8 protein-coding genes are annotated in these 12,260 nt (G+C 46.7%); all 8 read right to left on the bottom strand.

The features are described 5' to 3' along the window. The coding region (gene nifJ, locus ACTTJF_RS02580) for a pyruvate:ferredoxin (flavodoxin) oxidoreductase (protein WP_442550630.1) at positions 1-2,212 on the bottom strand (2,212 nt) is incomplete at its 3' end. 716 nt (positions 2,213-2,928) lie between these two features. Next, the gene (locus ACTTJF_RS02575; protein WP_442550629.1) at positions 2,929-3,573 is read right to left on the bottom strand and encodes an HAD family hydrolase; all 645 of its coding nucleotides are present in this window, start codon (positions 3,571-3,573) and stop codon (positions 2,929-2,931) included. 382 nt (positions 3,574-3,955) lie between these two features. Further along, positions 3,956-4,783: a mechanosensitive ion channel family protein gene (locus ACTTJF_RS02570; protein ID WP_442550628.1), complete on the bottom strand. Its 828-nt coding sequence runs from the start codon at positions 4,781-4,783 to the stop codon at positions 3,956-3,958. A gap of 20 nt (positions 4,784-4,803) precedes the next feature. Further along, positions 4,804-5,805, bottom strand: coding sequence for an OmpA family protein (locus ACTTJF_RS02565; protein ID WP_442550627.1), 1,002 nt, complete (start codon positions 5,803-5,805; stop codon positions 4,804-4,806). Between the two features lie 142 nt (positions 5,806-5,947). Continuing rightward, positions 5,948-6,337 carry a 30S ribosomal protein S9 gene (gene rpsI, locus ACTTJF_RS02560; RefSeq protein WP_122866526.1) on the bottom strand — a complete coding sequence of 130 codons (390 nt, stop codon included), beginning with the start codon at positions 6,335-6,337 and terminating at the stop codon, positions 5,948-5,950. Positions 6,338-6,339: 2 nt separating this feature from the next. Further along, positions 6,340-6,768 (bottom strand): 50S ribosomal protein L13, encoded by a 429-nt coding sequence (gene rplM, locus ACTTJF_RS02555; RefSeq protein WP_002949135.1) that lies wholly within the window; start codon positions 6,766-6,768, stop codon positions 6,340-6,342. A 75-nt stretch (positions 6,769-6,843) separates the two neighbouring features. Continuing rightward, the gene (locus tag ACTTJF_RS02550; protein WP_442550626.1) at positions 6,844-9,639 is read right to left on the bottom strand and encodes a RecB-like helicase; all 2,796 of its coding nucleotides are present in this window, start codon (positions 9,637-9,639) and stop codon (positions 6,844-6,846) included. After that, a complete protein-coding gene (locus ACTTJF_RS02545) occupies positions 9,636-12,218 on the bottom strand; it encodes a RecB family exonuclease (protein ID WP_442550625.1) in 2,583 nt (860 codons plus the stop codon). Before ACTTJF_RS02545 ends, ACTTJF_RS02550 begins: the two co-directional genes overlap by 4 nt. Positions 12,219-12,260 lie beyond the last annotated feature (42 nt).

Genomic DNA, 12,260 nt, shown 5'->3' with positions numbered 1-12,260 from the left:
GCCCTTTTACCTCTTTGCCTTTGGCGTCTAGGACGTGATCTTGCACGGTTTGCGGAGCGGCGGCGAGCTCGTTTTCATCGATTAGAAACGGCCTGATCACCGCGTGCGGGCAGACGAAGGCGCACTGGTTGCACTGGATACAGTTTTCCTCGATCCACTTAGGCACCATCACGCCGATACCGCGTTTTTCGTAGGCCGTGGTGCCTGATTTAAAGTGTCCGTCTTCAAAGCCCACAAAGGCCGAAACGGGCAAGCTATCGCCCCTGGCGGCGTTGATAGGCTTGACGATTTTTTCTATAAATTCGTCGCCGACGTATTTTTCCTCCGCGCTCGCGTCATCCGTCAAATTTGCCCAGCTAGGGTCGACAGCGACCTTAACCAGCCCGTCCGCGCCCATGTCGATAGCCTTGTAGTTCATCTCCACGATCGCTTCGCCCTTTTTGGCGTAGGCTTTGTGCGCGTACTCTTTCATGTATTTTTGCGCGTCGGCAAACGGGATGATGTCTGCAAGTTTAAAAAACGCCGACTGCATGATGGTGTTCGTGCGGTTTTTTAGCCCGATCTCGCGAGCTAGCTTAGTGGCGTTGATGATGTAGAAATTTACTCTTTTCTCGGCCAAAATTTTCTTTACTTTATTCGGCAGTTTAGCGACCGTCTGCTCGGCGTCCCAGATCGAGTTTAGCAGGAACGTTCCGCCCTCGCGGATACCGTCTATGACATCGTAAATTTCAAGATACGCCGCGACCGAGCAGGCTACGAAGTGCGGATTTGAGACAAGGTAAGTCGAGCGGATCGGGTTTTTACCGAAACGCAGGTGCGAGCGCGTGTAGCCGCCGGATTTTTTGCTGTCGTAGGCAAAATACGCCTGCGCGTAAAGATCGGTTTTATCGCCGATGATTTTGATGGAGTTTTTATTCGCTCCGACGGTACCGTCCGCGCCAAGGCCGTAAAATAGGCACTCTTTCACGCTTGCGTCGCTTAGCGAAATTTTCTCGCCGACTTTTAGCGAGGTGAAGGTCACGTCGTCCTCGATACCGACGGTAAAGCCGTTTTTTGGCTCACTCAAATTTAGATTTTCAAAGACGGCTAGCATCTGAGCTGGATCGACGTCTTTTGAGCTCAGACCGTAGCGGCCGCCCACGATCACGGGCTGATTTTTGCGTCCGTAAAACGCAGCCTTGACGTCCAGATATAGCGGCTCGCCCAGGCTTCCGGGCTCTTTGGTGCGGTCTAGCACGGCGATCTTTTCTACCGTCTCAGGCATCACGTCAAAGAGGTATTTTAGGCTAAACGGACGGTATAGATGCACTTTTAGCACGCCCACTTTTTCGCCTTTTGCGCGCAGGTGATCGACGACTTCTTCGAGGGTTTGCGTAACGGAGCCCATCGCGACTACGACGCGCGTAGCGTGCGGATCGCCGTAATAATTAAAAGGACGATAGTCTCGTCCCGTGATTTTTGAAATTTCTTTTAGATACTCGGCCACGATATCAGGCACCGCGTCATAGTAGCGGTTAGCTAGCTCGCGCGTCTGAAAATAAATGTCGTCGTTTTGAGCAGTGCCTCGAGTTTTCGGGCTCTCGGGACTTAGCGCCTCGTCTCTAAATTTTTGCAGCGCCTCGCGGTCAAGAAGCCTATCAAAGTGCGCGTAGTCAAGCACCTCGACCTTTTGTATCTCGTGGCTCGTGCGAAATCCGTCGAAAAAGTGCAAAAACGGCACGCGACCTTTGATCGCCGCTAGATGCGCGACGCCCGCGATATCCATGACCTCTTGCACGGAGCCGCTTGCCAGCATAGCAAATCCCGTCTGGCGACAGGCGTAGATGTCCTGATGATCGCCAAAGATAGAAAGCGCCTGAGCCGCGATAGAGCGCGCGCTCACATGGATGACGCCCGGTAGTAGTTGGCCTGCGATTTTGTACATATTCGGGATTTTTAGCAAAAGCCCTTGCGAAGCCGTGTATGTCGTAGTTAGCGCGCCTACTTGCAGCGAGCCGTGTACGGTGCCCGCAGCCCCGCCCTCGCTTTGCATTTCGACGACTTTAACCGGCATGCCGAATAGATTTTTCTTGCCCTGAGCCGCCCACATATCGGTGTAATCAGCCATCGGCGAGCTAGGAGTGATCGGGTAGATGCCCGCAACCTCCGTAAATGCGTAAGCCGCATGCGCCGCAGCCTCGTTTCCGTCCATAGTTTTCATTATTTTAGCCATTTTTCCGCCTTAAATTTTCTTACGATTTTTAAAAATCTTTTATTATAGAGCTAGTTTCCAAAATATCTAATTAATCAGCTAAGTTACATTTTCAAAGAAGCTCAAATTTAATAATCTAAAGCCCCAAATTTGACCTGGCGGCCGATTTTAAAAACTACTCAAATTTAAGCGATAAATTTTAAAAACGAAGAAGCCGTGCGTAAGGTTTTTATCCGCGTTAGCCGCGATTTTCGTCTTATACTTTTATGCCACAGCGAATGAAAATCTCAAACAAAGCAAATTTGCGGCAAGCAGATGCGTTGCTTCGTCATCGCCCAAAATAGGATTGAGTTTAGGCGGCACAGCAGGAAAATGAGCCGCCACCGGCTATATACGAGCCATCTTGGTCACGGACGCCTAGTCGCTATTTTACAGCTATTTGGGCAACAACTAATTGGTAAAAATCATGGACGGTATTTATCTTAAATGTAATCAATGTGCTTGAGCACTTTGAGAAAAAAGCAAGCGTGTTGGTTAAGGCAAAATTTGCCTCTTTGCCCTGGTTCTTGCGGCAAATTTGATTTAAATTTGGCTTACCGTACTTATCGCTGCATTTTGTGAATGATTGAATTTAACAACCCAAGCGAACACTAAAACAGTCTCCCGGCAAGCCGACTTTAAATTTTGATCACTACTAAATTCTAAATTTACGGCACGGCAGTAAACCAAACTTACCTCTACGCTATAAATTTAACCGCCTCAAATGCGTTTTTAAAGATCAAATTTGAATGCTCGCGCAAATCAGCCTCCTTGCCGTAGCCGCAAACTAGCCCGACGCCAGCGATCCCGGCACCCTTCGCCGCCTCCAGATCCATCGTCGTATCGCCGACCATAAAGGCGTTTGCCTTATCTTGCGCGCTTGTATTGCCCAGGCGCTCAAGAGCCCTATTTATAGGCTCGGGGTCGGGCTTTGGGTTTATGACGTCGTCTCTGCCGATCACGGTTTTGATAAATTTCATAACGCCCAAATGCTCAAGCAAAATGACCGAAAATTTCGACGTTTTCGTCGTCACGACGCCCACGTCCGCGACCTCGCTAGCAAGCGCCAACGCGCCCGCCGCGCCCTCGAGCAGCGATGTTTGCTCCAAAAAAATCTGCTCATAACGCGCCTTATACACGGCGATATAGTCAGGCACGAGCTGCGTCGGCGCGCCAAGTCCGGCAAACATGACGTCAAGCGAATGGCCGACTAGAGCCTTGACCGCCTCGGGCTTCGGAGCAGGCTCACCGTGAGCGCGAAACGCCGCGCCAAATCCGTCAAGGATCGCGGGCGTGGAGTCGATAAGCGTACCGTCTAGGTCAAAAAGTATGGTTTTTTTCATCTTGCTTCTTTCGTTTTTTTAATTGTGACAGCATAAATTTGGCGGCATTTTCGCGTCAAATTTGCATTTTAGTAAACTTTGATTTTACTTTTTGTATTTTAAAATTTGCCTTAAGTCGGCTTTTTAAAATTTCAAATTTTCATCATTATGGGTTTTTATTTCGTTTTACCTTATTGTAGGCTAGGTACTGAAATTACGGTTTTCTTAAAATACCATGATGTCAAATTTAACTTTTATGTAAGGATACTGTTTAAAATATTGCAGGCAAATTTATGATAGTTATGTATTTTTACACAAATTTAACAGCACGGAATTGCAGGCTAAATTTAAGCTATCAACCATACAAGCAAATAAGTATAAAATATGCAAGAAAACCGAGTGATTAAATTTGCTCGTCTTGTCTTTTGTCTTGATAGCGGATGCTAAGCTGCGGCGACGGTATAGAGATGCCTTTAGCGTCAAATGCAAGCTTGATGCTTTCTAGCATAGCAAACTGCACATCTGAAAAATCACTGCTCGCGCACCAAAATCTGGCGGTCAAATTTACGCTATTTTCACCCAAACTTCCGACGCCGACGAATGGCTTTGGCTCTTTTAGGATCTTTTTGTTTTCGTCAGCTAGGTTTAAAATAATCTCTTTTGCAAGCTTTAAATCGTCTTTATAATCTATGGAAAATACGAGTTCAACCCGCCTAGTGCCCTCTTTTGAGAAGTTTATTATATTGCTACTTATAATGCGTCCGTTTGGGATAATGATGGTTTTGTGATCGGTCGTACGCAAAACAGTGCTAAACATATTGATTTCTTTGACTGCGCCCTGAACGCCTGCGACTTCTATGTAGTCTTTGAGCTTAAACGGTCTAAAAAATATTATCAAAAACCCTGCGCCGATGTTTGAAAAAGTATCCTTAAATGCCATACCGATAGCAAGACCGATAGCACCTAGCGCAGCAACAAACATAGAGGTCTCGACGCCCAAATTTGCGATAGCGGCTATGATTACGAAAGCCATGAGAAGCGTTTTGATGATATTTAGTAAAAAACTCGAAAGAGTTTCGTCAAGTCTAGAGGGAATGATTAATTTTGATATAAGATTTGAAATTTTAGCTACTAACCATTTGCCGATAAGCAAGATGGCGATAGAGCCTAAAATTTTTAAAGAATAGGACGAGATTAACGACCAAATAAGTTCAAATTTAATCTCGTCCATGCATTATTAAGCTAGGCTAATTATTTGTTAAATCTAGCTTCAACGCGTCTGTTTTCAGCGCGTCCTTCTTTTGTTTTGTTTGAAGCGATAGGTTTAAGCTCGCCATATCCGATAGATGTGATCTTGTCTGCGCTTACGCCAAGCTCTTCAAGAGCTTTAGCAACTGCGTTTGCTCTTTTTTCAGATAGTTTTTGGTTGTAAGCCTCAGCGCCGACGCTGTCTGTATGTCCGCTTAGAACTACGCGGTAGCCTGGATTTTCACCCATAAAGTTAGCTACTTTTTTGATCTCCTCAAGATATTTTGGAGTTATTTTGTAGCTATCGAATGCGAAGTTTACGCCGATATCTCTAAGAACGATTACCTTCTCGCATCCAGTCTCGTCAACTACAACGCCTGCCGGTGTATTTGGGCATTGATCGACATCGTTTAAAACGCCGTCATTGTCATCATCAAGGCTAACAGGAGCAGGAGCAGGCTCAACTTTTGGAGCTTCTGCAACTACAGGAGCGTTTTTAGGAGCAAAACCTACTGCAAAACCTAGAGTATAGAATAGGTTGTGGTCTCCATGGTTAAATTTGATAGCATCAACAGCTTCAGCACGCAATGCGAAGTTGTCAGTAATTTGGTATCTTAAGCCAAGACCGTATTGACCGAAACCGCCGTCGTCATTTTTAACGAATCTTTTTGAAACATCCTCATATCCAGTACCTAGTAATCCATAAAGTGAAAGATTGTCAGTGATACCGAAATCTTTGATGGCATTTACGAAATATCTAGTAGCTTTGCCTTTTACGCCATACTCTCTAACCTTATCTGCATGGCTAAAACCTAGCTCTACTTGGTTGATGAAGAAATTCTCAAGGTTTCTACCGAGTCTTAAACCGATAGCAGCTTGATCGTTCATTCCAAGGTTGCCCTCAGGGTGAACTCCGCCGATGGTTGGAGTTAATTCATATTTGTAAGCTGAATCAGCAGCAAAAAGAGCTGTAGCAGCAACTAAAGCAATAGCAATCTTTTTCATAGAAAATCCTTTCAAGTGAAATGTATGTTTCAATGATAACACAAAAATTATAAATTTCGTTTAAACATTTGATATTTGCGAGTTTATAAAAAACCAACCGCAAATATCAACACACCTTAAATTCGCGCTACCCCAAAAACTATTAGCGTTTAGAGAACTGCGGGCTTCTTCTAGCTTTTCTTCTACCGAATTTTTTACGCTCGACGACGCGTGAGTCGCGAGTTAGTAGGCCTTTTGGTTTTAGAGTTGCTCTAAAGTCGGTGTCAAATAGGGCCAATGCTCTTGATATGCCGTGTCTTAGCGCCTCAGCCTGAGCAGAGTATCCGCCGCCTAGAGTCGTTGCAGTTACGTCTACAGAGCTCTCTTGCTTTGTTAAAAGCAGAGGTTGAACTACTTTTAGCTTTATAGCCTCGTGTCCGCCGAGCCAAGTGTTTAGATCAAGTCCGTTTACTAAAATTTTACCGCTGCCCGGTTTTAGCCAGACTTTCGCTACGGCAGTTTTTCTTTTACCGGTTGCATAAACTTTCGCCATGATTATTTTCCTTCTTTTTTAGCTATTTGAGCCGTGTGCGGATGCTCGCTGCCGGCGTAAACTTTTAGTTTTTTTATCATCTCTCTGCCGAGTTTTGTTTTTGGAAGCATTCCGCGAACGGCTAGCTTGAATAGTTTTTCAGGTTTGTCGGCTAAAAGCTCGCCGAATTTCTCGCTCTTCGTGCTACCGAAATATCCTGAATGGCGGTGATAAAGCTTTTGCTCGGCTTTATTGTTGCCCGTAAATTCGGCTTTAGAAGCGTTGATTATGATAACGTAATCGCCGCAATCGACATTCGGAGTGAAATTTGGCTTATGCTTACCGCGAAGCAGCGTAGCTACCTCGGTTAGCAATCTACCAAAACGCTTGCCTGCCGCGTCAAGCACGATCCACTCGCGCTCCACTTCGTTTGGTTTTGTTATTTTCGTCATTTCTTACCCTTTAGATAATTTTAAGTCGTGATTGTATTCAAATGCACCTTACAGATAGCTTAATTTAAGCTATATTTAAATATCAATGCTTCGAATTTCGTCCCGCAAAGCGTAAAATATCGCCGCCCTCACGCTCAAATTCGGATAAATTTGAGCCAGTATTTTTTTGTACTCCTCAACCTGCGCGATATTTTCATCTATATTTTTATCGCTCGTTTTGTAGTCGATCACGCAGATTTCGGTTTCGCCAACGCAGAGCAAGTCAAGCTGTTTTAATGCGCCATCATATCGCAAGGGCTGCTCTTTAAACGCCCGCTTTCCCTGTGTCATTTGCTTAAATTTAGGCTCGTTTATCAAATTTAGCCCGCGTGCGTAAATTTCATCCAGCTCGCCCTCGTCTAAAAATTTATGAAAAGCGTTTCGCATCGAAATTTGCGCCGTTTTTAGCGAGCTCTCGTCAAATTTTTCCGTCATCTCGAGCAGATAGTGTAGCGCAAGGCCAAAATAAATCGCCTTTTGATTTTTGCCCTCGGATTTTGGCATTTCATCTACGATTTGCTTTGAAATTTGAACTAGCTCTATAGGCTCAAATTTGCCCGGCGCCGTCAAATTTCGCGCCACGCTAGGAGTCGGCTCGCCGAAGCTAAAATCAACCAAATCAAGATACTCTATAACCTCGCCGTTACTCTCATACGCCCCAAAAAAGCTCGGATTTCTGCCGTTTGCGTCCGTTTTTTTAACGATGATTAGCCCGCCAATCGCCCGCGTTAACGCGACGTAGAGCTTGTTCATATCCTCTTCGCGCTCGAGCCGCGCCGCCTTTTCTTTTAACCTTGCAAAATCCTCGTCGATGCACTGTTTTTTGACGTTGTGTCGCACCTGCCAGGAGCCCGTACCCGCATCGTATTCCGCGATGAAATTTGACCCGTCATGCCATCCGGCGCCCATTTTATCGCACACGATCACGTTTTCAAACTCCAGCCCCTTTGACTTGTGCACGGTCATGATTTTCACGCCCTCGCCGCTTTTTGCGCTCGCTTTAGCTTCAAATCTATCAAGATTATAAATAAACTCGGTCAAATTTGAATACGGCTGCGCTAGCTCAAGTAGCCGTAAAACGTCCGCGTCGCTCATATCTACGCCGAGCCTGCCCGCTAGATAGTGCAAGCTCTCAAGCGCCGATTTTTGCGGATTTACGCTTAGTTTTACGGCGTTTACGTCTAGGATCGCCTCGGTATTTAGCTTGTAAATTCTCTCGCCAAATAGGCAAAATTTAGCGTATTCCGCTACTGCGCGCGCGTTTTTGCTCGCCAGCAGCGCCGTCACGCCCTCGCTCATGCTTTTTACGCCCGCCTCGCTCAGCAAATTTGAGATTTTATTTATATCGTCGTTTTTCCAGCAAAGCACGGTGATGTCGTCCTCGCAGACTCCTTTTTGCAGGAGAAATTTAACCTGCCACGCCGCCTCCATCGCCACGTCATCGCCGCTAATTACCCGCACGAAGCCAAGATCGTCCTCCCGTGCCTCAAAGTACGGCATCTGCCCTACCAAATTTACTCGCTCGCCCTCTTTTTGGGGCGTTCTTTGCGGTTTAAAATTTTCGATCTTGTCCGCAAATACGGCATTCGTAAATCTAACCAGCGCCTTTTTACTGCGGTAATTTACCTCCAAATTTTGCGCCTTAATCTGCGGAAAATCTCGCATTAGCTTACCGAAAAGCTCCTTTTTGCCGCCGCGAAAACGGTAAATGCTCTGCTTTACGTCGCCGACGTAAAAAAAGCTGCCAAGCCCGTTTTGTCCGTATCCGGCGACGATCTCCTCGATGAGAGGACGCATGATCTCGTACTGCGCGACGTTGGTGTCTTGAAACTCGTCGATTAGCAGGTGATTTATCCGCCCGTCGAGTCTAAAATAAAGCATCTGCGCGTCCGTCTCGCCGCCTCGCAAAAGCTCGTAAACTAGGCGCGTCACGTCGCTAAATGCAAGCGAATTTAGTCTTTTATTTAGCGAGATTTTGCACTCTTTATAGATTTTTAAAAATCTAGCCAGCTCGGCGATTTTATACTCTTCAAGCTCGTCAAAGTAGCGTTTTAACCGCGCTTTTAGAGTAAAAAACATCTCGTCAAGCTCCGGCGTATAAATTTTAGAAAACGTGCGATAATCAAGGCTCGTGCGCGACATAAACGAGCGAGCTAAAATTTCGCCAGGAGTCCCCTCTTTTACGGCGTTTTGCGCGTCTTTGCCCCCGCCTCTAGCTAGGACGTATTCGCGCATATTTTTTAGCGCTTCCGTAACGCCGCTTTCGTTTGGAAATGCCGCATTTTCGCTGCTTTTTAGCTCGCCGAAATTTTCGTAAAACATCTCCAAGCTCTCAAAAAAGCTACTCTGACTGCGCTCGGCCGTCGCTATCAAATTTGCAAGCGCTTTTAGTAGCTGCATATCCTTGCTCACGCTCGCGACAAACTCGCCCCGCTGCAGCTCGTTTAAATTTTCGCTCACTTCAAAATCCGCGCTCAGCCCCAAATTTAAGCAAAAGCTGCGCAAGATGCCGACGAAAAACGAGTCAAACGTGCCGATTTTTAGATCGCTTTCTAAAAAATGCGTCGCCCGAGCATCGCGCATAGCTAAAATTTCATCCCTGCCCGCGCCCAAAATTTGCTCTAGCTCGGCTAGCTCGGCGCCCTTTTCCTCGAGCCGCAAAAATGTCTGCACGATGCGCTCTTTCATCTCATTGGCGGCCTTTTTAGTAAAGGTCAGCGCCGTGATCTCGCGCGCGTCGGCACCCGATAGTAAAATCGCGATAAAACGCACGCTAAGCGCAAAAGTCTTGCCGCTGCCCGCACTCGCCTCGAGGGCCAAAAACGGCTTCATAGCTCGCCTTTCACTAAAATTTTATAGTCTTCGTATTCGCTCATCGCGCCCTTCGCCTCCCCGAAATTTATCGGCGTATTATTGATGGATTTTAGCTGCTCGATCGCCTCTGCAAGCGCCTCCGTGCTAGCCTCGCCGGCTACCAAGTTCATATTATCTTTAAGATCGTAAAAGTATCCCTCGCAAGACCTACCCACGAGCGCCTCATAAAACGCCAGTTGCAAGGATTTGGCGTCAAATTTTCCGCTTTTATAGTCAATCACCGCCAGCTCGCCGCCGCGCCCGTCTATGCGGTCGATTTTGCCGGTTATGCGCACGCCTGCAAACACGCTATCAAGCTCTTTTTCAAGCCCCCGCACGCGCCATCCCGCTTCATATCTCGCGTCCTCTAGGGCCTTAAATTTTTCCATCTTTATCATCGTTATCTCGCGCTCTAGCGGCGGCGTGTTTAGCTCTCTTAGCACCGTTTCAAATTTAGCGAGGTCAAACCTCTCAAATTTAGAATAATACTCAAAAAGCGCCCTGTGCAGCGAGTTGCCAAAGTCCGCCGCAGATGCCGTTTGCGGCATCACGGGCGGCTTTACGTTCAAAATATATCTGTAATAATACCGCCGCGGGCACTGCAAATAGGTGTTTAGCCTGCTAAAAGAGAGCGGGATAGCGAAAAAATCATGCTTGACGATGATATCTTGCTCGAAAATTTTAGGCTTTGCGGGCATTTTTCGCGTGAAATTTATCAAATTTACGGTTTGACGGTTTTGGCTCGGCGTTTTGTTTTGTGCGGCATTTTCGTCAAATTTATCGGCCGAATTTAGCTCGCTCTGCGCTTCGTCAAATTCAAACAAACTCCGCTCTTTGGCGGTTTTTGTTTGTTTAGGTTTAGCCGCATTCCTTTCGTCAAGATGCAGCTTCATCTCGGCCTCAAATTTTTGCTCGCCCGTAAAATCAGCCTTTGCGTCAAATTCGCCGTTAAACAGCGCCGCATAGCTCTCGTCGCCGTATCTCGCATCCTCCACGGCATTAAATTCGCCGAGAAATCTCGACGCGATTTTCTCCTCGTTTGCCGCGTAGCATATCGCCGCTTTTTTCGCGCCGCCGATTAGGCTCTCGTAGTAAAATCTCTGCAAATTTTCGCGGTCTACGTAACCGATGAGGCCCGCTTTTTGACGCACGCGCGAGCTTAAAAACATCTCGTTTACGCTGCGCTTTGGCACCAAATCGTCGTTAAAATCAAGCACTATAACGCCATCAAATTTAAGTCCGCGACTCTCCAAAACGCCCATGACGCCGATCTTGCCGCCGCCTACGTGATCAAGCCTAAGCCTAGCTAGCTTTATCAAAAATATCTCGCAAATTTGACGCAGCGTAAAGCTAAAATACCTAGCCAAACTTTGCGCGTAAAATAGCTCCTCTCGTGCTTTTTGCACGGCGGCGGGGTCGCTCTCAAGCGCCAAAATCTCCTCCATAAGCGCCCTAAAATCCTCAAACGAGCAAGGCGCTTCAAAACCGTTTTTAAATTTAGCAAATAGCTCGGAGCTGACACCCAGTTCGTGCAGATTAAACTCGAATTCGTTAAAACTCGCGTAGTTATCCTCGCTCAAATTTACGCGGATTTTGTCGTTTATCGCGGTTACTATGCACTTTAAAATTTGAAAAAATCGCGTTCGCGTGAAGCTCTCGCCCATCGCGAAGTTAAACATCTTGCCGCGGTCGTGCAGGCGCAAGATCTCGGCAAAGCTCTCATCGGGCAAGATAACAGCGATGTTTTCGGGCTTGATGCCATCAGCCACAAACTCGCTAGCCTTTGCCATCGCGTAGGCCGCCTGCAAGCTTCTGGCGCTAAAGCTTCTTTTTAAAACGAGCGGATTTTTGCGCAAGACGCCCGTTTTTTTTAGCTCGCGCGAGCTTAAATTTAGCTCAAACTCGCCGTATAGGCTAAACTCGTTCGCGTCAATGCCCGAAATTTCGGCTAGTTTTAGGATCAGTTTTTTGTTAAATTTACTGGTTTGAAAGATAATTTTTAGCGTCGTTAGCTTGGCTATCTCGTTAAACAGCTCCCACTCAAATTCACTCAAAAAGCCGTCCACTTCAAGATAAATCTCGCGAAATTCCCTCACAAACCCGCCGTTTAGCTCGTAAATTTCAGGTAGCGCGATGCCGTCGTATAGATTTTCGGCCGCGAGCAGCTCTTTATAGCGCGCGAGCACAGCCTCGAGGATGCCCAAATGCTCCTCGTAATCGGCGTAAATATCGCTAAATTTCAGATCCGCCACGCTCTTTTTGCTGATAGCAAGCTCCTTAAAAAAGCTGAAAAGATAGTCGTTGTTTTTCAAAAACGCGAAAAACTCCGACGGGATACGCAGCCGCTCGGATGCCTCTCTCACGCTCGCGCAGGCTCGCTGCATCAGCACCAGCGCGTACGCCTCGTCCGCCTCAAAGCGCCCCGGCACCAGCACGGCCTTTTGCTCAAACTGCGCTATCGTCATAGCCTTTGGCACGAGTTCGTTTTGAAATTTCGCGTTAAATTCGCGGATCTTTCGCGAGTTGGTAAAGATATAAAGTTTGTCTAAATTTTGCATAGAGGCTCTTTGTTTTTTGGCGCAATGATAACTCAGAGCGGC

Source organism: Campylobacter sp., from assembly GCF_052170435.1.
GTDB lineage: Bacteria > Campylobacterota > Campylobacteria > Campylobacterales > Campylobacteraceae > Campylobacter_A.
The sequence above is the reverse complement of the archived record's forward strand: the minus strand, read 5'-3'. Positions and strand labels throughout refer to the sequence as shown.

Excerpts from the sequence above, each read along its gene's own strand:
- ACTTJF_RS02575 (WP_442550629.1), bottom strand. The coding sequence starts at position 3,573 with ATGAAAAAAACCATACTTTTTGACCTAGACGGTACGCTTATCGACTCC.
- ACTTJF_RS02570 (WP_442550628.1), bottom strand. The coding sequence starts at position 4,783 with ATGGACGAGATTAAATTTGAACTTATTTGGTCGTTAATCTCGTCCTAT.
- ACTTJF_RS02565 (WP_442550627.1), bottom strand. The coding sequence starts at position 5,805 with ATGAAAAAGATTGCTATTGCTTTAGTTGCTGCTACAGCTCTTTTTGCT.
- rpsI (WP_122866526.1), bottom strand. The coding sequence starts at position 6,337 with ATGGCGAAAGTTTATGCAACCGGTAAAAGAAAAACTGCCGTAGCGAAA.
- rplM (WP_002949135.1), bottom strand. The coding sequence starts at position 6,768 with ATGACGAAAATAACAAAACCAAACGAAGTGGAGCGCGAGTGGATCGTG.
- ACTTJF_RS02550 (WP_442550626.1), bottom strand. The coding sequence starts at position 9,639 with ATGAAGCCGTTTTTGGCCCTCGAGGCGAGTGCGGGCAGCGGCAAGACT.
- ACTTJF_RS02545 (WP_442550625.1), bottom strand. The coding sequence starts at position 12,218 with ATGCAAAATTTAGACAAACTTTATATCTTTACCAACTCGCGAAAGATC.